The sequence below is a fragment of the Embleya sp. NPDC055664 genome (genome assembly GCF_053618075.1).
In genome coordinates, this window is the sequence record NZ_JBSHGZ010000004.1 from 68973 (window position 1) to 90000 (window position 21028).

Annotated in this window: 16 protein-coding genes; 10 read left to right on the forward strand and 6 right to left on the reverse strand. The window is 71.4% G+C overall.

Annotated features, from left to right (window positions below):
* Nucleotides 1–161: 161 nt before the first annotated feature.
* The 7 genes from ACWGR4_RS08265 to ACWGR4_RS08295 all read left to right on the forward strand — a co-directional run bounded on the left by ACWGR4_RS08265 (nucleotide 162) and on the right by ACWGR4_RS08295 (nucleotide 8787).
* Nucleotides 162–1373: an ROK family transcriptional regulator gene (locus ACWGR4_RS08265; RefSeq protein WP_379997916.1), complete on the forward strand. Its 1212-nt coding sequence runs from the start codon at nucleotides 162–164 to the stop codon at nucleotides 1371–1373.
* Between the two features lie 335 nt (nucleotides 1374–1708).
* On the forward strand, nucleotides 1709–2998 hold the full coding sequence (locus ACWGR4_RS08270) for an ABC transporter substrate-binding protein (RefSeq protein WP_452128913.1): 1290 nt from the start codon (nucleotides 1709–1711) through the stop codon (nucleotides 2996–2998).
* Nucleotides 2999–3002: 4 nt separating this feature from the next.
* Complete coding sequence (locus ACWGR4_RS08275; protein ID WP_379997920.1) at nucleotides 3003–3968, forward strand: carbohydrate ABC transporter permease; 966 nt, start codon at nucleotides 3003–3005, stop codon at nucleotides 3966–3968.
* A 113-nt stretch (nucleotides 3969–4081) separates the two neighbouring features.
* The gene (locus ACWGR4_RS08280) at nucleotides 4082–4987 is read left to right on the forward strand and encodes a carbohydrate ABC transporter permease (RefSeq protein WP_379997922.1); all 906 of its coding nucleotides are present in this window, start codon (nucleotides 4082–4084) and stop codon (nucleotides 4985–4987) included.
* Nucleotides 4984–6270, forward strand: a complete 1287-nt coding sequence (locus ACWGR4_RS08285; RefSeq protein WP_379997925.1) for a family 4 glycosyl hydrolase — start codon at nucleotides 4984–4986, stop codon at nucleotides 6268–6270. The genes ACWGR4_RS08280 and ACWGR4_RS08285 overlap by 4 nt, the downstream gene beginning before the upstream one ends.
* Nucleotides 6258–7292: an N-acetylglucosamine kinase gene (locus ACWGR4_RS08290; protein ID WP_379997927.1), complete on the forward strand. Its 1035-nt coding sequence runs from the start codon at nucleotides 6258–6260 to the stop codon at nucleotides 7290–7292. The genes ACWGR4_RS08285 and ACWGR4_RS08290 overlap by 13 nt, the downstream gene beginning before the upstream one ends.
* A gap of 295 nt (nucleotides 7293–7587) precedes the next feature.
* Nucleotides 7588–8787 carry an MFS transporter gene (locus ACWGR4_RS08295; RefSeq protein ID WP_452128899.1) on the forward strand — a complete coding sequence of 400 codons (1200 nt, stop codon included), beginning with the start codon at nucleotides 7588–7590 and terminating at the stop codon, nucleotides 8785–8787.
* A 13-nt stretch (nucleotides 8788–8800) separates the two neighbouring features.
* Here ACWGR4_RS08295 and ACWGR4_RS08300 read toward each other — a convergent pair whose 3' ends face one another.
* From ACWGR4_RS08300 to ACWGR4_RS08315, 4 genes are all read right to left on the reverse strand, one after another.
* Complete coding sequence (locus ACWGR4_RS08300; RefSeq protein WP_452128898.1) at nucleotides 8801–9709, reverse strand: Gfo/Idh/MocA family protein; 909 nt, start codon at nucleotides 9707–9709, stop codon at nucleotides 8801–8803.
* A gap of 97 nt (nucleotides 9710–9806) precedes the next feature.
* The gene (locus ACWGR4_RS08305) at nucleotides 9807–10163 is read right to left on the reverse strand and encodes a hypothetical protein (protein ID WP_452128897.1); all 357 of its coding nucleotides are present in this window, start codon (nucleotides 10161–10163) and stop codon (nucleotides 9807–9809) included.
* 60 nt (nucleotides 10164–10223) lie between these two features.
* The gene (locus tag ACWGR4_RS08310) at nucleotides 10224–11390 is read right to left on the reverse strand and encodes a N(5)-(carboxyethyl)ornithine synthase (protein WP_439674141.1); all 1167 of its coding nucleotides are present in this window, start codon (nucleotides 11388–11390) and stop codon (nucleotides 10224–10226) included.
* A gap of 42 nt (nucleotides 11391–11432) precedes the next feature.
* Nucleotides 11433–13130, reverse strand: coding sequence for a glycoside hydrolase family 13 protein (locus ACWGR4_RS08315; protein ID WP_452128895.1), 1698 nt, complete (start codon nucleotides 13128–13130; stop codon nucleotides 11433–11435).
* Nucleotides 13131–13330: 200 nt separating this feature from the next.
* Here ACWGR4_RS08315 and ACWGR4_RS08320 point away from each other — a divergent pair, with 200 nt between their 5' ends.
* The 3 genes from ACWGR4_RS08320 to ACWGR4_RS08330 all read left to right on the forward strand — a co-directional run bounded on the left by ACWGR4_RS08320 (nucleotide 13331) and on the right by ACWGR4_RS08330 (nucleotide 17862).
* On the forward strand, nucleotides 13331–15514 hold the full coding sequence (locus tag ACWGR4_RS08320) for a DEAD/DEAH box helicase (RefSeq protein ID WP_452128894.1): 2184 nt from the start codon (nucleotides 13331–13333) through the stop codon (nucleotides 15512–15514).
* Between the two features lie 103 nt (nucleotides 15515–15617).
* Nucleotides 15618–16124, forward strand: coding sequence for a hypothetical protein (locus tag ACWGR4_RS08325; RefSeq protein ID WP_452128893.1), 507 nt, complete (start codon nucleotides 15618–15620; stop codon nucleotides 16122–16124).
* 115 nt (nucleotides 16125–16239) lie between these two features.
* Nucleotides 16240–17862, forward strand: a complete 1623-nt coding sequence (locus ACWGR4_RS08330) for a sensor histidine kinase (protein WP_452128892.1) — start codon at nucleotides 16240–16242, stop codon at nucleotides 17860–17862.
* On the opposite strand, the gene ACWGR4_RS08335 is transcribed toward ACWGR4_RS08330, so the two are convergent.
* Together ACWGR4_RS08335 and ACWGR4_RS08340 are read right to left on the reverse strand one after the other, a co-directional pair.
* The gene (locus tag ACWGR4_RS08335; RefSeq protein WP_452128891.1) at nucleotides 17830–20037 is read right to left on the reverse strand and encodes a xanthine dehydrogenase family protein molybdopterin-binding subunit; all 2208 of its coding nucleotides are present in this window, start codon (nucleotides 20035–20037) and stop codon (nucleotides 17830–17832) included. The two genes, ACWGR4_RS08330 and ACWGR4_RS08335, sit on opposite strands and share 33 nt — an antisense overlap.
* A complete protein-coding gene (locus ACWGR4_RS08340; protein ID WP_379997947.1) occupies nucleotides 20034–21023 on the reverse strand; it encodes an FAD binding domain-containing protein in 990 nt (329 codons plus the stop codon). Before ACWGR4_RS08340 ends, ACWGR4_RS08335 begins: the two co-directional genes overlap by 4 nt.
* Nucleotides 21024–21028: the final 5 nt, after the last annotated feature.

A 21028-nucleotide genomic window follows, 5' to 3' on the forward strand; every position in this document is an offset into this window, starting at 1 on the left:
AGCCGCACGTCGGGCCCCGCGCCGGCTCCGGCGGACGGACTCCCTTGTCGGGCAAGGCGAACGACCTTGCCGGACACCCTTGACAGTGCCGAGAGAGCGGGCCTAATTTCCTCTACAACTCTTAGGAAGGTTTCCTAACAGTGGCGAAAGGGAGACCGCTCATGGCCGGGAGCACCGAGCGCGGCGCGACAGCGTCCGGGCGGGAGCAGGCCGGGCGGCCGAGCCTTTTGCGGGCCATCAACGACCGGGCCGCGCTCGAACTCCTCTTGCGGCACGGGCGGCTGTCCCGGGGTCAGATCGGCTCGATGACCGGTTTGTCGAAGCCGACCGCCTCTCAGCTGCTCTCCCGCCTGGAGGCGGCGGGCCTGGTCGTCGGGGTCGGTACCACCGAGGGCGGCCGGGGGCCCGGCGCCCAGCTGTACGAGATCAACCCGGCGGCGGGACACGTCGCGGGCCTGGACGTCACGCCCGCCCGGATCCGGGTGGCCATCGCCGATCTGACCGGACGCGTGGTGGGCGAGCACGAACTGGCCACCCCGCGCCGGGAGTCGGCCGATACGCCGGGCCGGATCCGGGAGGCGGTCCGGGCCGCCGCCAAGCCGGCCGGGCTCGACCTCGCCGATCTCGCGCACATGGTGATCGGCATCCCGGGCGCGTTCGACCCGACCACCGAGCAGTTCCGCTACGGCCGCCACCTCGCGGGCTGGCACTCCCCCGGGGTGCTGGACCAGATCCGCGAGGCGCTGGGCCTGACGGTGGACGTGGAGAACGACGTCAACCTCGCCGCGCTCGCCGAGCAGCGGGACGGATCGGCCCGCGACGCGGGGGACTTCGTGCTGCTGTGGGTCGACGAGGGAATCGGCTGCGCGATCGTGATCGGCGGCCGACTGCACCGCGGCTCGACCGGCGGCGCGGGCGAGGTCGGCTACATGCCGATGCCCGGCGCGCCGCTGCCGCACGACGTCAGCCGGCGCAACACCGGCGGCTTCCAGCAACTCGCGGGCGCGCCCGCGGTGTTGTCCCTGGCCCGCGCCTACGGCGTGGGCAGTCGTACCGCGCCGCAGGCCGTCGCCCGGGCGGTGCGGGCGACCGAACCGCGCGGCGGCGCCTTCCTCGACGAGCTGGCGAACCGGCTGGCGGTGGGGATCGCGGTGATCGTCTCGGTCCTGGATCCGGGACTCGTCGTGTTGTCGGGGGCCATCCCGATGGCCGGCGGCGAAGCGTTGCGCTCACGTGTGGTGGACGAGTTGCACCGCCTCGCGATCCCGCGCCCACGCGTCGTGCTCGGCGACGTACCCGCCAACCCCGTGCTCACCGGCGCCGTGCACGCGGCGCTCGACGTCGCGCGCGACGTCGTCTTCACCACGACCTGACGCACCACGCACACCCCATAGGCCCACCCGGTACACCCACCTCGTACACGCACGCCCGTCCTCGTACGCCCATCCCCGTACGCGCGCCACCCGACGCCGTCCACCGCCGCGACCCGTCGGCACCCGGGCGTACCCGCCCCGGGCCCACCCTCGCCCGGGCACACCCCCGTCCAGGCACACCCAGCGCCACCGGCAGCACCCGTACCACCGCCAGGACCACGGCGCCGCTCGTCCCGGCCGCGCCGCCGCCATCTCCGGAGGAGGACCCAGTGCACAGACTCCCACGGCTCCGTCGTTCCCTCACGACCCTCGCGTGCGCCGCCACGCTCGCCCTGATGGCCTCCGCGTGCGCCGGCGACGACGGCGGCTCGGGGTCCGGCACCGGCGCCTCGGAGGCGCCCGACAAGAAGGTCACCATCACCTTCTGGCACGGCTGGAGCGCCGAGAGCGAGACCAAGGCGGTCAAGGACCTGGTCGCCAAGTTCAACGCGTCGCACCCGAACATCACGGTCAAGATCGTCTCCAACGTGACGGACGACAAGATCACCCAGGGCATCCGCTCGGGCAAGGGCCCGGACGTGGTGTCCTCGTTCACCACGGACAACGTCGGCCAGTTCTGTTCGTCGGGCTCGTGGCTCGACCTCGCGCCGTGGCTGGCCCAGTCCAACATCGATCCCACCACCACCTTCCCGAAGGCGGTGATGGACTACACCCAGTTCCAGGGCAAGCGGTGTGCGCTGCCCCTGCTCGCGGATTCCTACGGGCTCTACTACAACAAGGACATGTTCGCCGCGGCGGGCATCGCGGGGCCGCCGAAGACGATGAGCGAACTCATCGCGACCGCGAAGAAGCTCAACCAGCTCAACGGCGACGGCACCTTCAAGGTCGCGGGCTTCCTGCCCACCTTCCACGCCTACGAGTTCACCCCGGCGCACGTGCTCGCCCAGTACGGTCCGACCTACCAGACGCCCGACGGCAAGTCGGCCCTGTCCAAGGACCCGGGCGTCCCGCAGTTCCTCAACTGGCAGAGGCAATTCGTGGAGAGCCAGGGCGGGTTCGACAAGCTGGAGAAGTTCCGCACCACCTTCGGTGAGGAGTTCTCCGCGGAGAACCCGTTCATGAGCGGCAAGCTCGCGATGACCATGGACGGCGAGTGGCGCACCGCGATGATCGCGAAGGACGCGCCGAACCTGAACTACGGCACCGCGCCGTTCCCGGTCCCGGACGACCAGCTGGACAAGTACGGCCGCAGCTACCTGACCGGCACCACCATCGGCATCGCCAAGTCCAGCCACCACCAGCGCGCCGCCTGGGAGTTCGTCAAGTTCGTGACGACCGACACCGACGCGCTGAACCAGCTCGCCGGGGCGATCCACAACGTGCCGACCACCAATGCCGCGCTGGCCGCGTCGCCGCTGGCGAACGACGAGCACTTCAAGCCGTTCATCGACGCGTTCAAGCACCCCGCGAGCAACACCACGCCCGCCAGCCCCAACGGCGGCAAGTACCAGGTGACCTTCCAGGAGTTCGCGTACAAGTGGGAGGCCGGCGGGGGTGGCGACCCGAGCAAGGGTCTGGCCGATCTGGACAAGCAGATCGACACCGACGTGGCCCAGGTCCAGTGATCCGATGACCACGACCGCCCCCGCGGCGGCGAAGGTCCCGGCGGCGCTGCGCAGGCAGCGCCGCCGGCGGAACCTGCGCACGCTCGCGTTCCTGTCCCCGTGGCTGATCGGCTTCTCGGTCTTCTTCGCGTATCCGCTCGGCGCGACCGTGTACTACTCGTTCACGCGCTACGACCTGATCAACCCGCCCGTGTGGGTGGGCACCCGCAACTGGAACTACGTCTTCAACGACTACCCGGCGCTGTGGCAGGCGTTGCGCAACACGTTGTGGCTGGTCGTGGTGATGGTCACCCTGCGGGTGATCTTCGGGCTCGCTCTGGGCATGCTGGCGATCCGGCTCAAGCGCGGATCCGGGCTGTTCCGTACGCTGTCCTATCTGCCGTATCTGGCGCCGCCGGTGGCCGCCACGATCGGCTTCGCGTTCCTGCTCAACCCCGGTACCGGGCCGGTGAACAACCTGCTCGGCGACGCCGGACTGCCACAGCCGGGCTGGTTCACCGACCCGGACTGGTCCAAGCCCGCGCTCACCCTGCTCGCCCTGTGGGGCATCGGCGACCTGCTGGTGATCTTCACCGCGTCACTGCTCGACGTGCCGCGCGAGCAGTACGAGGCGGCCGAGTTGGACGGCGTCGGGCCCTGGCAGAAGTTCCGCTACGTCACGTGGCCGGCGATCACGCCGGTGGTGCTGTTCGCGGTGGTCACCGGGGTGATCCAAACGATGCAGTACTACACGCAGGCGATGGTCGCCGGGAAGGTCGCCAGCGGCATCATCGGCAACTCCGGTCAGCCGTTCGAGCCGGGCTATCCGCAGGGCACCACCCTGACGCTGCCGCAACTCGTGTACCAGGAAGGGTTCTCCACCTTCAACACCGGTGCGGCGTGCGTGATCTCGCTGATCCTGTTCGCCATCGCGATGGCATTCACCTTCGTGCTGCTTCGGCGGCGGTCGGGGTTGTTGGACGACGACTGAGCGCGGCGGCGGCCGGCGCCGCCGAAGGCGCCACGACCGCCCCGCCCGTCCTCGAACCTCCCTGCCGAAAACCCGAGTTCGACGATCCACCGTGCCCAGAAGGGATCGGTTACATGGCCCAGACCGTCACGGCCGAGGCGGCCGGCGTCGTGCCGCCGCCCGCGCCCGCCCGGACACCGGCGCAGCCGCATCGGCGCAAGCGTGTACTGAGCTGGATCGGCGTGCACACGCTCGCCGTCACCGCCGTGCTGTTCTTCATCCTTCCGTTCGTGTTCCTGTTCCTGACCTCGGTGATGTCCGACAAACAGGCGCTGACCAGCCATCTGTGGCCCACGTCGTGGGAGTGGGGCAACTACACCGAGGTGATGAAAACCCCCGGCTTCGGCACGTGGTGGCGCAACACGCTGATGTACGCCGGGCTCGGCACCCTGTTCACCGTGGTCTCCAGCCTGCCGGTGGCCTACGCGCTGGCCAAGTTCCGGTTCCGCTTCCGGGGCGTGGCGCTGATGCTGGTGATCTCGTCGATGATGTTGCCGCCCCAGGTGATCGTCATCCCGATGTACATCTTCTGGGCCAAGCAGATGCACCTGACCGGGACGTTGTGGCCGCTGATCATCCCGATGGCCTTCGGCGACGCGTTCACCATCTTCCTGCTGCGCCAGTTCCTGCTCACCATCCCGTCCGAATACCTGGACGCGGCCCGGGTGGACGGGTGCGGCGAGCTGCGCATCCTGATCTCGATCGTGTTGCCGATGATCCGGCCGGCGATCGCGGCGGTGGCGCTGTTCCAGTTCTTCTACTGCTGGAACGACTACTTCGGTCCACAGGTGTACGCCTCGGAGAATCCGGGCGCGTGGACGTTGTCGTACGGCCTGGAGTCGTTCAAGGGCGCGCATCAGGTCAATTGGAATCTCATGATGGCCGCCACCCTCTTGGTGATGGCGCCGGTGATCCTCGTGTTCTTCTTCGCGCAGAAGGCGTTCATCGAGGGCGTGACATTGACGGGAGTAAAGGGTTGAAGCTTGCGGTGGTGGGCGGTGGGTCCACCTACACTCCCGAACTCGCGGACGGCCTCGGCCGGTTGCGCGAGACCCTGCCGGTCGACGAACTCGTGCTCGTGGACCCGGTGGTGCAACGCCTGGAGTCGGTCGGCGCGGTGGTCCGCCGAATCCTGGCCCGCTACGGACACCCGGCCCGGGTGGTGCTGACCGACGACCTGGACGCGGGAGCGGAGGGCGCCGACGCGGTGCTCTTCCAGCTCCGGGTGGGCGGTCAGCAGGCCCGGGCGCAGGACGAGGCGTGGCCGCTGGACTGCGGCTGCGTGGGGCAGGAGACCACCGGGGCGGGCGGTTTGGCCAAGGCGCTGCGCACGGTGCCGGTGGTGCTGGACGCGGCCGAGCGGGTCCGCCGGGTCGCCCCCGACGCGTGGATCGTGGACTTCACCAACCCGGTGGGCATCGTCACCCGGGCACTGCTCGACGCGGGCCATCGTGCGGTGGGGCTGTGCAACGTCGCGATCACCTTCCAGCGGCGGTTCGCCGCGTTGTTGGACGTCGCGCCGGATCGGCTGCGCCTGGACCATGTCGGGCTCAACCACCTGACCTGGGAGCGGGGCATCCACGTGCTGGACGACCTGGGCGCGCCCGGGCCGGACCTGCTGCCGCGTCTGCTGGCCGAGCACGGGGCCACGATCGCGGCGGACATCGAATTGCCGGTGGATCTGATGTACCGGCAGAACACGGTGCCCTCCTACTACCTGCGCTACTTCTACGCGCACGACGCGGTGGTCTCCGCGCAGCGGCACACCGGTTCGCGGGCCGAGGAGGTGGCCGCGATCGAGCGCGAACTGCTCGAGCTGTACAAGGATCCGACCCTGGACACCAAGCCGGAGCTGTTGGAGCGCCGGGGCGGGGCGTACTACTCGGAGGCGGCGGTGGCGCTGGTCGCCGCGCTGATGGGCAAGGGCGCCGACGAGGCGTCCCGGATCCAGGTCGCCGACGTGCGCAACAACGGCATCCTGCCGTTTTTGCCGGACGACGCGGTGATCGAGGTGCAGTCCCGGGTCGACGCGAACGGGGCGACGCCGCTGCCGGTGGCGCCGGTGGGGCCGTTGCAGGCCGGGCTGATCGCGCATGTCGCGGCGTACGAGGAGTTGGCCCTGGACGCGGCGCTGCGCGGCGGGCGGGACCGGGTGTTCACCGCGTTGTTGGCGCACCCGCTGGTCGGGCAGTACGACATCGCCGAGTCGCTCACCGATCGGCTCCTTGCCGCGGGCAAGGAGCACCTTCCGTGGGCGCGGTGACCGGGGGCGCCTCGCCCGGGCCGGCCCCGGCCGTGCTCGCGATCGACGCGGGCAATTCGAAGACCGATGTCGCGGTGGTCGACGCGGACGGTCGGGTCTGGGGCAGGGCGCGCGGGCCGGGCTACAAGCCGTACGTGCTCGGCCACGACGCGGCGGCGGAGGCGGTTGCCGAACTGGTCGAGGAGGTGCTGCGCGCGGCGGCTGGGGTCGGGCCGGTGGAGCATGTCGCGGCCTATCTGGCCAACATCGACCTGCCGGTGGAGGAGTTGCGGCTGCGCAAGGAGTTCGAGGATCGGGGGTGGAGCCGCACGGTCACCGTCGGGAACGACACGTTCGCGGTGCTGCGTTCGGGCACGAATGCGCCGCGCGGGGTCGCGGTGGTGTGCGGCGCGGGGATCAACTGCGTGGGCCTGCTGCCGGATGGGCGTACCGCGCGCTTCCCGGCGCTCGGGCGGATGACCGGCGACTGGGGCGGCGGGATCGGCCTGATGGAGGAGGTGATGTGGTCGTCGGTGCGGGCCGAGGACGGTCGGGGGCCGGCCACGGCGCTGGCCGCGGCCACGTCCGAGCACTTCGGTCTGCCGTCGGCGACCGCGGTGGCCGAGGCGGTGCACCTCGGTGAGCTGCCGGCCGAGCGGCTGCACGAGCTGGTTCCGTTGTTGTTCCGGGTGGCCGCGGCGGGCGATCCGGTGGCGGGCGAGGTGGTCGAGCGGCAGGCGGCCGAGATCGCGGTACTGGCGGTGACGGCGCTGGGTCGGCTGGACCTGCTGGGCGAGGCGGCCGATGTGGTCCTCGGCGGCGGCGTGCTGGCCGCGGAGCCGCCGCTGTTGATGGCGGCGGTGGCGCGGCGGGTGCTGGAGGTCGCGCCGAGGGCGGTCCTGAAGGTCGCGTCGGACCCCCCGGTGGTGGGTGCGGCCCTGCTCGGGCTCGATCGCCTGCGCGGCGAGGGGCGGGCGCCGGTGGACGAGGGCGGGGCGGCGGAGCGACGCCTGCGTGAGGGGTGGTCGGCGGGGGTGGGCTGAGCGGGCGGTCGGTGTCGGGGGGATGGGCGGGACCGGGAGGACGGGGCGGGGGGACGGGGCGGGGGGACGGGGGTGGACGGTCCGGGTCGGGCCGTCCGGGGGTGGCCGGGGCGTCGGGCGGGCGTCGCACCGGCCGGCTTCGGAGCGCGGGGGCGTGACCGTGCGGCCCGGGTCCGGGTTCTGTGGTCGTTTGGGCATCGGGTGTTCATGTGGATCGCATACGATCCGGGCGGGGCGGGTTCATCCGCGACGGGGCCCACACGATGCGGATGGGGACGACTGTGGGCGATCTCGCGTGATCGACGGCTCCGCGCCGGGGCTGGTCCGCGACCGGGCGACCTGGTCGCTGTACCTGCACATGGCCGCGTTCGGCTACTTCCTGTACTGCTTCGGCCCCTCCGTCACGCTGCTCGGCGACGAACTGGGCGTGAGCAACGCCGTGGCCGCGCTGCACAGTACGGCCTATGCGGCGGCAGGCGTGTTGATCGCCCTGCTCGGCGACCGGCCGATGCGCCGCTTCGGGCGTGGGCGCACGTTGTGGACCGGGTGTGTGGTGCTGTGTCTGGGGGTGCTCGCGTACTGCGCGGCGGATACCCCGGCCGTGTCGTTGAGCGCGGCGCTGCTGTGCGGGTTCGGTGCGTTCCTGGTGGTGAACGTGGCGGGTACGGCGCTGGCCGACCACCACGGCCCGATCGCCGGGCCGAGCGCGCTCAGCGAGGCCAACGGCCTGGCCGCCGGCGTGGGTACGGCCGCCCCGCTGCTGATCGGTGTGATGGACTCCTCCGGCCCCGGCTGGCGCTGGGCCATGGTCGTGGTCCCGGTGCTCTTCGCCGCCCTGGCCCTGGTGTACGGCCGAACCCCGATCCCGGATCCGCACCCGCCGGCCCGCCCGGCACCGGACCACCGGGAGACAGCGACCGAGGACGAACGGCCGCCGGCCCGGGGCCTGCCGGCCGCCTACTGGTGGGCCTGGTTGTTGACGGTGTGCTCGGTGGCGGTGGAGTTCTCGTTGTCGTTGTGGGCCTCCACGCTGTTGCGCGATCGCACCGGGATGTCGGAGAGCGCCGCCGCCACCGCGATGACCGCCGTGGTGGCCGGCCTGTGTCTGGGTCGACTGGCGGGCGGGCGGCTGGTGTTGCGGGTGCCGCTGGATCGGCTGTACGGCGGGGCCGTCGCGGTCAACCTGGTCGGCTTCGTGGTGTTCTGGACGGCCTCGGTGCCGTGGCTCGGCTATACCGGCCTGTTCCTGTCCGGCCTGGGCCTGTCCGTACAGTTCCCCCTCGCCACCGCGACGGCGATCCGCGCGGCGGGCGGCCGCACCGACCTGGCCGTCTCCCGGCTCGCCGGGGCCACCACCCTGGCCGCCGGAGGTGCGCCGTTCCTGCTCGGCGTGGCCACCGACCTGATGCCGGTCCGTACCGCGTTCCTGCTCCTGCCGATCGTGCTCCTGGCCTCGCTGCCCATCCTGCGCCTGGCCACCACCACGCGCCCGTGACGCGGCGGCCCGGTCAGGCCCGCGCCATCGTCGCCGCGTCGACGGCGCACTCCAGGACCGCCCTGCTCCGCGACCACGGCAACGGCGACGCCGCGCCGCCCGCCATGGCCAGGATCGTGCGCATCGTGGCGCGGTAGCCCAGCGCCTCCTGCCAGTCGGGAGCGCCGCCGAGGCGGGTGGTGTGTACCCCGTCCTCGGTCTGCACCGCCACCTCGTACACCTCCTCGCCGCCCGCCCCGGACACCTCGATCGTGCCCGGCCGCCCGTCCGGCCAGCCGACCAGGATCGTGCCCGTGTCCTCGGAGCGGGTGGCCGGATGCACCAGCACCGACCGGCTCGCCGCCACCGCCCGCGCACCCGGACCGGCCACCGCGTCGAGGAGTTCGGCGCCGTGCAGGCCGAGCGAGACCAGCGTGCCGCCGCCCTCGGCCGGATCGTCCTGCCAGGCCCGCTCCGGCGTCAGGAAGCCCGCGATGTCGTGCCGGACCAACGCCCGCGCCCCGAGCACCCGTCGCCCCGCCAGGCGTTCGGCCAGGTCCACCACGGCGGGCGCGAAGCGCAACACGGACGAGGTCAGGAAGCGCTCCTCGTGCCCCGCCACGGCCCGGTCCAACTCGGCCAGCGCACTCGCCGAGGCAGCAGCCGGCTTGTTCACGAAGCAGGGCAGCCCGGCCCGCAACACCCGCGCCACGGTCGCCGCGATCAGGGCCGGCCGCACCGTCACCACCACCGCGTCGGGCCGCCGAGCGATCAGTTCGGCAAGCGAGGCGGCCGGCTCACACGTATGCAGCTTCCGAAACGCCGCAAACCGCCCGGGCTCACCACCGTCCCACCCGTCGATTTCGCCCACCCCCAGATCCCGAGCCACCCCGGCATCGGTGAACGGGTGACTGTGGGCGAACCCGGCAAACGCAAGACGCACGACCCAAACATCCCTTCCAGGCAACGACCAAGGCGAACCGACCCTACGACCCACCCCACGCCGCCCCCGGCCCGGACCCCGTCGGCGCGCTCACCCCTCACGGCAGATACGGCCACACCTCGATCCACGGCGTCTCGAACCGGATCACATCCCCCACGGCCAACTCCTCGCCCCCGCACGCCACATCGATCGACATCAGCCCGAGCCCGAGCCGCATCACCACCAACGAAGCCCCCGGCTCGACCCGCTCCAGCACCCCGGACACGACCACCCCGCCTCCGTCCACCGGCGCAAATCCCGTCACGTCACCCGCCGGCACCCGGGTCCACGCGAGCACCTCGTCCGCCGGATCGACCTCGACGTCGTACCACTCGCCCACCATCGGCACCTGATCCGGAAAGTCCGGCCCGACATTCCAGTAGCCGACCCCACCACCGACATCCGACCCGAACACGACCCGCCGAGGCTCCCCCGCGTCCCGCTCCACCACCCGAATCCGCACAGTCCCCCCGACCTAGACGCCCGCGCCCGCCGCCCGTGCGTGTGGGTAGTCGGTCGCGCGGTTTTGGAAGGTCAGGATCTTCGGGTTTCGGATCACGCCGTCGCGCATTTCGATCGCGTTGGTGATGGTCGCGTCCGCGTCCCACGCGGTCGGGCCGGCCATGACCGTGCCGAGGTAGGGGATGAGGGCCTCGCTGATCTCCCACGTGGCGGAGTCCCACAGGTAGGACGGGCTGTGGTCGACCGCGTAGTAGTGGCAGTTGTCCCCGACCGTGAAGGCGGGTGCGTCGAAGGTGGTCGGGTGGGCCCATTCGAAGCCCATGCCGTCGTCGCAGGAGACGTCGATGAAGAACGAACCGGGCCGATACTCCGGCAGATCCTCGTTCAGTACGAACGTCAACGGCGCGTCGGTGTCCTGCCGAATGCAGTTCACCACGATGTCGTAGCCGGCGAGGTGGCTGCCCAACGGCACCGGCCCGTCCTCGGTGAGCGCCTCCAGACGCGACGGGTCGTCCTCGCCGAAACGGAAATGGCTCATCACGACCGAGGGCATCGGCGACGCCACCGCGACCGCGTCCCGCGCCGTCAGCACCGTGACGTCCGAGATGCCCATCGCCTCCAGAGCTATCACCGCGCCGCGCGCCGTCGCGCCGAAGCTGAGCACCGCCGCGCGCATCCGGCGGCCGTAGCTGCCGGTCGCGCCGCCGAGCGCGAGAGCATGCAACACCGAGCAGTAGCCCGCGAGTTCGTTGTTCTTGTGGAACACGTGGACACTGAACGCGCCGGTCGCGGTCCAGTGATTCATCTCCTCCCACGCGATCATCGTCAGCCTACGATCGATGCCCAGCTGGGTCATGATCGGATCCTGCACACAGTGCGGCCAGCCCCACAACACCTGGCCGTCGCGCATCGCGGCCACGTCCTCGTGGGTCGGTTTCGGCAGCAGCACCACGTCACTCTCCGCGAGCAGGCGTTTACGTGGAAGCAGGCCGGCCACGTGCCGCACGAGTTCCGCGTCGGCTACGCCGAAACGTTCGCCGTAGCCCTCCTCCAGGAACAGGTGTTCGCGGACGTCCGGCGCGATCCGCTCGACGTGCAGCGGGTGGACCGGCAATCGGTGCTCGTTCTCCTTGAGTGAGGAGCCGAGAATGCCGAGAGTCATGCGGGTCCTGCGAATCATGAGATTCCTTAGGTAGACCCCCAGTATCCCCCACACGCCCGACTACCCCTTTCGCTGTACGCGGGCCTCCCACGGTTGCAGCGTCGTCGGGTCGATCGACGTGCCCACGTTGCCGAGGACGAGCGGCGCCGTTGCCCACTCGGTCGCGAGCGCCGCCGGGAGCTCGACCGGCTCGCCGGTGAAGTTGGCCAGCGTCAGCAACGTGGTGTCGCGATAGCGCCGGGTGAACGCGTACAGCCGTTCGTCGTCCGCCAACAGCATCGTGAAGTCGCCGTGTACGACGGTCGGTTCACTGTGCCGCAGGGCGATCAGTCGGCGGTAGTGGTGGTACACCGACTCCGGGTCGGCCCGCGCCGCCGCCGCGTTGATCGTGGTGTGGTTCGGGTTGACCGGCAACCACGGTGTGCCCGTGGTGAATCCGGCGTGTCCGGACGTGTCCCACTGCATCGGCGTACGCGCGTTGTCCCGCCCCCGCGCACGCAGTCCGTCCAGCACCCGCTCCGGGTCCTCGCCGGCCCGGATCGCCTGCCGGTAATGGCCCAGCGCCTCGATGTCCCGCACGTCCTCGACCGAGGCGAACGGCGCGTTGGTCATGCCCAGTTCCTCGCCCTGGTAGATGTAGGGCGTGCCCCGATGCAGGTGCAGCACGGTGGCCAGCATCGTCGCCGAACGCACCCGGTATCGCGGCCCGTCGTCGCCGAACCTGGACACCACCCGGGGCTGGTCGTGGTTGTTCCAGTACAGGCTGTTCCAGCCCACCTCGGCCAGGCCCGTCTGCCAGCGGCCCAACGACTCCTTGAGCGCGGTCAGCCGCAGCGGCCGCACGTCGAACTTGTGCCGCCCGAAGTCCAGCCCCACGTGCTCGAACTGGAAGACCATGTCCACCTCGCCGCGCGCCGGGTCGGTGAACAGCCGCGCGTCCTCCAACGTCACCCCCGGCATCTCGCCCACGGTGAGCACCCGTTCCGGCCGATCGGCGAAAACCTCACGATGCATCTCCGCGAGGTATTCGTGCACCCGGGGCCCGCACACGTAGTACGGCGACCCGTCGCCGTACAGCCCGTCGCCCGTCGACTCGCCGTCCGGCAGGTCCGGATGCTTCGAGATCAGGTTGATCACATCCATCCGGAACCCGTCCACCCCGCGGTCGAGCCACCAGCGCATCATCGCGTAAATCGCCTGGCGAACCTCCGGGTTCTCCCAGTTCAGGTCGGCCTGCTTCGGCGAGAACAGATGCAGGTAGTACTCCCCGCTCGCGTCGTCGTACTGCCACGCCGACCCGGAGAAGAACGACCCCCAGTTGTTCGGCGCCGCCGACTCCTCCCCCACGACCCCGCGCTCCGGCCGCCCCTGGCGCCACCAATACCAGTCCCGTTTGGCGCTGTTCGGCCCCTCACGCGATTCCCGGAACCACGCGTGCTCATCCGAGGTGTGGTTGACCACGAGGTCCATCACCAGCCGCATCCCACGCTCGTGTACCGCCGCCGTCAGCCGGTCGAAGTCGGCCAACGTACCGAACATCGGCTCGATGCCCTGGTAGTCGCTGATGTCGTACCCGTTGTCGTCCTGCGGCGAGGGATACACCGGCGACAACCACAAGACGTCCACCCCGAGCCCGACCAGATGATCGAGCCGAGCCAGGATCCCGCCCAGATCCCCGATCCCGTCCCCGTCGGAGTCCGCGAAACTCCGCGGATAGATCTGATAGACCACCGCCGACTTCCACCAGGGCTCCTCCACCCGCTCCCCTTCACCACTCGCCACGACCCACCAACCCCTCTCCCGCAGCACACGAAGCACCCAGAGCGCCCGGAGCACCCGAAGCACCCCGGCCCCTCCACTGTCACCCGCCGGCCGCCCCCACGTCCGCGAACCCCGGATTTCGAGCGCGGCATGGGAGGATGCCCCGTCGCAGCGAGCAGGATGGGGCGGAGTACTCGATGGGATCGGCCGAACCGGCAGCCGGCGCACCGGCCGGCGGCAGACGCGCGCGGGAAGTGCTGGCCGCGGCGGAGGCGTTGTACACCGCCGCCCGAACCGTCACCACCGACCAGGCCGGGGCGCTCGACGCGGTGCGCTCGGCGTTGTCCCCGCTCCGCGCCGAACTGGTGGCCGCCGCGCTGGCCCGCATCCCGATCGACCAGCTCCGCGAGGCCACCGACGGCCGACTGCGCCTCGGCGCCCTGGAGGCGGCCGGATTTGCGACGGTCGGCGCCGTGTACGACGCGCCGCCGTACCGACTGCGCCAGGTGCCGGGCGTCGGCGAGCAGACCGCCGCCCAGGCCGTCGGCGCCGCACGGCGGATCGCCCGCGCAGTCGAGGACACCGTCACGGTCCGCATCGACCCCGACCGGCCCACGGAGCAGATCACCGCGCTGGTCCGGGCGCTGTACACCCTGGTCGCGGCCGGCCCGGAGGCCCGCAGGACGGCGGCGATCGCCGAGGACCTCACCGGGCGCCTGGTCGCCCCGCGCGCCGCCGCCGGCCCGGGTCGCAGTCGGCTGCGGATGTGGTTCGCCCGAACCGACAAGCGGGAACGGGTTGCCGCGGCCCTCGCCGAACTGCACACGCTGGTCTCGGACGCGGCCGAGCGCGACCTGCCGCTGCTGTTCGCCCAGGCCTCGACCGACCTGTTGCGCGTCCCCGGTTCGGACTTCGAGGCGTGGTGCGACTTCGAGCAGCGCCCGGCGGACTACTACGCCCTGCTCGACACGATCGCCGGCCGGGTACCGGACCGGGACGCGGCCGAGGGATTCATCCCCGCGGAGATCGCCGAACGGGTCAACGCCCAACCGCTGGACGAGACCCTTCTGCTCGCCTCACTGCGCGGATACCAGTCCTTCGGGGCTCGGTTCGCGCTCAGGCAGCGTCGGTCGATCCTCGGTGACGAGATGGGGCTCGGCAAGACCGTCCAGGCGATCGCGGCACTCGCCCACCTCGCCGCCGGCGGTCACCACCGTTTCCTGGTGGTGTGCCCGAGCAGCGTGCTGATCAACTGGGAACGCGAGGTGCGCAAGCACAGCAAGCTACGTCCCATAGTCGTGCACGGCCGGACCCGGGTGGAGGCGTTCGGTCACTGGCAGGAGTCCGGCGGTGTCGCGATCACCACCTTCGACGGGCTCAAGACGCTCCCCGCGCCCACCGCCGAAGCGGCCGTGGGGATGCTCGTGGTGGACGAGGCGCACTATGTGAAGAATCCCGACACCGGACGCTCCCGGGCGCTGGCCGGCTGGACCGAGCACGCCGGGCACGTCCTGTTCCTGACCGGCACCCCCATGGAGAACCGGGTCGCCGAATTCCGGTCCCTCGTCCAGCGGTTGCAACCCGACCTGGTCCCCGGGATCCACGGTCGGGACGCGCTCGCGGGATCCCGCGCCTTCCGCATGGCCGTGGCGCCCGCGTACCTGCGGCGCAACCAGGAGGACGTACTCACCGAACTCCCCGAACTGTTGCGCGTCGAGGAGTGGGAGGAGTTCAGCGCCGCCGATCGAAACGCCTACCGCGACGCGGTGGCCGCCGGGAACTTCATGCGGATGCGCCGGGCCGCGTACGTCTGCGCCGACGACTCGGCCAAGCTGGAGCGGCTGCGCGAACTGGTCTCGGAGGCCGCCGAGATCGACCTGAAGGTGGTGGTGTTCTCCTTCTTCCGGGACGTGCTGGCCACGGTGGGCGCCGCCCTCGACGGTCCACGCTGCTTCGGGCCGATCACCGGCGCGGTGGCCGCGGCACACCGGCAGAAGATGGTCGACGAGTTCTCCGCGGTGTCCGGCCACGCGGTGCTGCTCGCACAGATCCAGGCCGGCGGAGTCGGGCTGAACCTGCAGGCGGCCTCGGTCGTGGTGATCTGCGAACCGCAGGTCAAGCCCACGACGGAGCAGCAGGCCGAGGCGCGGGTCAATCGCATGGGCCAGGTCCGGGCGGTCCAGGTGCATCGCCTGTTGTCCCCGGACAGTGTCGATCAGCGCATGCTCGACATCCTGGCCGAGAAGTCCGCGCTGTTCGACGCGTACGCGCGGCGCAGCGACCTGGCGGAGGCCAGCCCGGACGCGGTCGACGTGTCGGACGAGACGACGGTGCGGCGGATCGTCGAGGACGAGCAGCGCAGGTGGGGCGAAACGGGCTGAGGCCGCACCCCCGCCTGTGGCGCGGCAGCCCCTGGCGATAATCCGTTGGTGGGTGGCACCGTTGCCACTCGTGCCGATCATGGGCGAGTTTTAGCCTCGGCTGGTGACCAAGTTTCTGCTTGCCGTACATGTGCTTGCCGCGATTTTGGCGGTCGGACCGGTGACCGTTGCCGCGAGTATGTTCCCGCCCGCCGTCCGGAAGGCGCGGGCCCGTCCGGAGGACGAGCAGGCCGCGGCGGTGGTGCGCGCGCTGCATCGGACCTGTCGGGTCTATGCGGTCGTCGGCGTGGTGGTACCGGTCTTCGGGTTGGGGGTCGCCCTGCAGATGGACGTGGTGGGCGACGCGTGGCTGATCGTGTCGATGGCGTTGACCGCGATCGCCGCCGCGGTTCTCGGGTTGGCGGTGCTACCCCGACAGAGCGCGCTGCTGGCCGACATCGGGACGGCGGACGGCGGGGCCGGTACCGCCACGGCCGTGGCCCCCGATCCGTTGTCCCCGTTCCACCGCGCCACGGTGCGCCTGGGCATGCTCACGGGTGTGTTCAACCTGCTCTGGGCCACCGTGACCGTCTTGATGATCGTCCGGCCGGGGTCCTCCACCGGCGCCTGATCCGCCGCCGCTCGGCAGGTGCAAAGGTCGCCGTTTCGGGCAGGTATCGGTCCTCGCACGATGTCCGGCCCGCCGCCGGCGGGCTCGGCGCGATGGGCACGATGGGGACGGTGTGGTGGAGCGACACGAGGGGGTCGGCGCCGGGTCGGGGGCGCCGGGGGCCGGAACGCGGCGGCACACCTGGGACACCAGGCGTTGGCTGCTTGTCGGGGTCTCCACGACGCTGGTCGTATCGGCCCTGCTGGCCGCGCTCGGCGCATGGGTGTTCACCCATTCCACCTCGGTGAACGGACGGCTGGTGGACTACAGTTCGCCGGCGCTGATCGCCGCGGTGCGCCTGGAGACGGCGTACGCCGACCAGGACGCCGCGGTGCGCGGCTACGTGTGGACCGGCGACGCCTCGCTTCTGGAGGGCTACGCGACGGGCCGCGCCACCGAGCAGGAACAGGCGGCCGTACTGCGCGAGTTGTTGCGCGACGACCCGACCGCGCGCAACGAACTGCGAGTGGTGCAGGAGCGCGCGCAGGCGTGGCAGGACCGGGTGGTCCGGCCCGTGCTGGCCGTCCCGCCCGGGAGCGAGCCGCCGGCGGAGGTACGCGCGGCCGTCGCCGACACCTCCGCCTACCCGGCGCTGCGCACCGCCACCCGCGAGCAGCTGCACCGCCTCCAACGGCAGCGCGACAACGCCAGGGCCGACCTCCAGGACGTCCGCGACCTGCGCACCTGGGTGTTCAGCGGGATAGCCCTGGTGGTCGTGGGAGGTGCGATCATGGTGTTCGCGGGGTTGCGGCACGGCGTGACCCGGCCGATGAGCCGACTGGTGGCGGACGCCAATGCGGTGGCCGGGGGCGACTTTCGACATGAGATCACCCCCACCGGCCCCGCCGACCTGCGCGCGTTGGCCGACGCGATGGAGGCGATGCGCCGCCGCCTCGCCGACGAGTTGGCGTTCTCCCACGACGCCCGGCACCGGCTGGACGAGCAGGCCACCGAACTGCGCCGCTCCAACTCCGACTTGGAGCAGTTCGCCTACGTCGCCTCGCACGACCTCCAGGAGCCATTGCGCAAGATCGCGAGCTTTTGCCGTCTGCTGGACAAGCGGTACCACGGGCGACTCGACGAGCGGGCCGACCGCTATCTGGACTTCGCGGTGGACGGCGCGGTGCGGATGCAGACCCTGATCGACGACCTGCTCGCCTTCTCCCGGGTGGGCCGAGGTCCGGCGACCGACGCGGCGGTGGACCTGAACGCCGTGTACGAGACGGTGGTCGGCGATCTGGATCTGGCCATCCGGGACGCGGGCGCCGAGGTCCGGCACGATCCGCTGCCCACCGTGCGCGGCGACCGCTCCCAGCTCTCCCTGGTCGTGCAGAACCTGATCGCCAACGCGGTGAAGTTCCGCAAGCCGGACCGGCCGGTCCGGGTCGCGGTCGAGGCCGAGGCGGTGGACGGTATGTGGCGGATCTCGGTGACCGACGACGGCATCGGCATCGATCCGGCCCAGGCCGACCGGATCTTCGTGATCTTCCAGCGCCTGCACACCCGCGAGGCCTATCCGGGCAACGGCATGGGCCTGGCGATGTGCAAGAAGATCGTCGAATTCCACGGCGGCACGATCGGGTTGGACCCCGAGTACACCGGCGGTACCCGCATCGTGTTCACCCTCCCGTCGGCCGAACGGCCCGACGCCGACGGGAAACCCCCGTCACTCGCCGAAGTTCCCCCTCCCCAGCCCTGATCCGGCTTCCACCACCCGGTCCGGGGTGATCGGCAACGTGCGCACCCGCACCCCCGTCGCGTGGAAGACCGCGTTGGCGATCGCCGCCGCCGCGCCGACCACGCCGATCTCGCCCGCGCCGCGCGCGCCGACGTCGCCGATGTGCGGGTCCGGGACATTCGTGAACAGCACGTCGAGCGCACCGACATCGGCGTTCGCCGGCAGGTGATACCCCGCCAGATGCGGTTCGACCACGTGTCCCCGGCGCGGGTCGATCGTGGTCGCCTCCATCAACGCCTGGGCCAGACCGAAGGTCATCCCGCCGATGAGTTGGCTGCGCGCCGTGCGCGGATTGATCACCCGGCCGATGTCGAACGCGCCGACCATCCGCCGCACCCGCACCGTCCCGGTCAGCGCGTCCACCGCGACCTCGGCGAACTGGGCACCGAACGAGTGCACGGCGTAGGGCGATCCGGCGTCCGGATGGGCGTGGCCGATCGCCGAGATCGACGGCGAGCCGATCCGGGACAGCTCGCCCACGAAGGTGTCGGGGCCGAAGTCGATCGTGCCGATCTCCCGCCGATACAGCGGCGATTCCGGATCGCCCAGGGCACCGGCCAGCAGGTCGTCGCGCACCGCCTCGCAGGCCCGCCGGATCGCCGGGCCGACGTAGGCCACGGTCTGCGAGCCGATCGAGGGCGGCGCCTCGGGCAGTTCGGTGTCGCCGAGCCGGACGAAGATGCGCTCCGGCCCGACGCCCAGCACGTCGGCGGCGATCTGCGCGAAGACGGTGTACGTCCCGGTGCCGATCTCGTGCGAGGCGACGCCCACCACGGCCGTGCCGTCGACCCGCAGTTCGGCGTAGGCCGCGGCCCGTCCCGGGTCCATCTCGTGGGTCGCGCTCGCCATCCCGCTGCCGATCAGCACATCGCCGTCGCGACGGGTGCCGGGCGTGCGGTCGTTCGGATCCCAGCCGAACCGCTCGGCGCCCAGGCGGTAACACTCGCGCAGGTGTTTGCTCGACCACGGCCGCCCCGACGAGGGATCGGTGTCGGCGTGGTTGCACAGCCGCAACTCCACCGGGTCGACGCCCAGTTCGTGGGCCAACTCGTCCAGGGCCGACTCCAGCGCGAACGATCCCGGGGCCCGGCCCGGCGCCCGCTGGAAGGTCGGCGGCTGCATGTCGAGCCGCGCGATGCGCTGACGGATCGTCACGTTCGGGCAGGCGTACAACATCGCGGTCGTCGCGCCGATGTTCTCCACCACGTTCTCCCCGAAGGACGTCGCCGTGGTGCCGTCGTGGGCGATCGCGGTCAACCGGCCGTCCCGTCGCGCGCCGAGCACCACCCGCTGCCGGGTGGGCGGGCGCACGCCGCAGGAGGTGAACATCTGCGGCCGGGTGAGCGCGAGGCGCACCGGTCGGCCGACCAGCCGCGCCGCCGCCGCGGCGAGCAATACGTGCGGCCACACCGTGCCCTTGCTGCCGAAGCCGCCGCCGACGAACCCGGACAACACCCGCACGTCCTCGGGCCGCAGCCCGAATGCCTCGGCCAGCGCCGCGCGTACCCCGAAGACGTACTGCGTCGAGTCGTGGACGGTAAGCCGATTGCCCGTCCAGCGCGCGGTGGTGGTGCACGGCTCCATCGCGTTCATGTGCTGCGGCGGTGTCTCGTAGTACGCCTCGATCGTCGCGTCGGCCACCGCCAGGCCCGTGGTCAGGTCGCCCCGGACCACATCCTCGCGGCCCGGCGGGGTCTGCGGGATGGCGTCCTCGATCCGCGCCAGTGGCGCCTGTTCGCGATAGCGCACCCGGATCAGCTCGGCGCCGGCCCACGCCTGCTCCCGGGACTCCGCGACCACCATCGCGACATGCTGCCCGTGGTGGTGGACCACCGGGTCGGACAGCGGTGTCCGGCCGTCACCCATCGGCCCGTTGTCCGCCGAATAGAAGGACGCCACCGGGCCGATGCCCAGCGAGCCGTCGGAGGCGCACACGGCCAGCACACCAGGCGCGTGCTCGGCGGCGGCGACGTCCATGTCGAGGATCCGGCCCTTGGCGATGGTGCTCTGCAGCAGCACGGCGTGGGCGAGATCGGGCAGGGCCACGTCGCCGGTGTACATCGCGGTACCGGTGACCTTGACCGGACCGTCGACCCGCGTCCGGGGTCGGCCGATCCACGGCTGCTCCGGGCTCATCCGCGGTCCCCTTCCACGGCGGTCAGCGTGGTCAGCGCCCGAGCGACGACGCGACGGATGAGTTCGACCTTGTATCCGTTGTCGCGCAGCGGCCGGGCGCCCTCGGTGGCCGCCTCCCCCGCCCGGGCGAACGCGGCGGTGCTCGGCGGCGCGCCGATCAGCGCCGTCTCGGCCGCGCCCGCCCGCCACGGCGTGGTCGCCACGCCGCCGAGCACGATCCGGGCGTCGTGAACCGTGTCCTCGCGGACGTCCAGGGCGACCGCCACCGAGCACATCGCGAACGCGAACGAGGCCCGCTCGCGCACCTTGAGGTAGTACGAATGGGCACCCAGTGCCGTCAGCGGCACCTCGACCCCGGTGATCAACTCGCCGTGCGCGAGTGTGGTCTCCCGCTCGGGGGTGTCCCCCGGCGGCAGATGGAAGGTGTCGATCGGCTCCACGCGCGGACCGCCGGGTCCGTCGATCCGCACCCGGGCACCCAGCGCGAGCAGCGCCACCGCGAGGTCGGACGGGTGGGTGGCGATGCACCGCTCGCTCGTCCCGAGCACCGCATGGCCGCGGTGGTCGCCGTCCAGCGCCGCGCAGCCGCTCTCCGGCAGCCGCTTGTTGCACGGCATCGACGGGTCGCGGAAGTAGCCGCACCGGGTGCGCTGCATCAGGTTGCCGCCGAGTGTGGCGAGGTTGCGCAGTTGTGGCGAGGCGCCGGCGAGCAGGGCCTGGGCGAGCACGGGCAGGCGCTCGGACACCACCGGGTGCCCGGCCAGGTCGCTGTTGCGAACGAGGGCGCCGATCCGGAGCGTGTCGCCGTCGGGCCCGATCCCGCCCAGCGGCAGTCCGCCGATGTCGACCAGTCGGGCGGGGTCGGCCACGCCGCACTTCATCAGGTCGACGAGGTTGGTGCCGCCGGCGATGTACATCGCGTCCGGGCCCAGCTCGGCCCAGGCGTGCGCGGGTTCGTCCGGACGGGTGTAGGTGAAGGGGCGCATGGCGG

What these genes read in the sequence shown, in the direction of transcription:
- ACWGR4_RS08265 (WP_379997916.1), top strand. Translation starts at nt 162, where the DNA reads ATGGCCGGGAGCACCGAGCGCGGCGCGACAGCGTCCGGGCGGGAGCAG.
- ACWGR4_RS08270 (WP_452128913.1), top strand. Translation starts at nt 1,709, where the DNA reads ATGGCCTCCGCGTGCGCCGGCGACGACGGCGGCTCGGGGTCCGGCACC.
- ACWGR4_RS08275 (WP_379997920.1), top strand. Translation starts at nt 3,003, where the DNA reads ATGACCACGACCGCCCCCGCGGCGGCGAAGGTCCCGGCGGCGCTGCGC.
- ACWGR4_RS08280 (WP_379997922.1), top strand. Translation starts at nt 4,082, where the DNA reads ATGGCCCAGACCGTCACGGCCGAGGCGGCCGGCGTCGTGCCGCCGCCC.
- ACWGR4_RS08310 (WP_439674141.1), bottom strand. Translation starts at nt 11,390, where the DNA reads ATGATTCGCAGGACCCGCATGACTCTCGGCATTCTCGGCTCCTCACTC.
- ACWGR4_RS08320 (WP_452128894.1), top strand. Translation starts at nt 13,331, where the DNA reads ATGGGATCGGCCGAACCGGCAGCCGGCGCACCGGCCGGCGGCAGACGC.
- ACWGR4_RS08335 (WP_452128891.1), bottom strand. Translation starts at nt 20,037, where the DNA reads ATGAGCCCGGAGCAGCCGTGGATCGGCCGACCCCGGACGCGGGTCGAC.
- ACWGR4_RS08340 (WP_379997947.1), bottom strand. Translation starts at nt 21,023, where the DNA reads ATGCGCCCCTTCACCTACACCCGTCCGGACGAACCCGCGCACGCCTGG.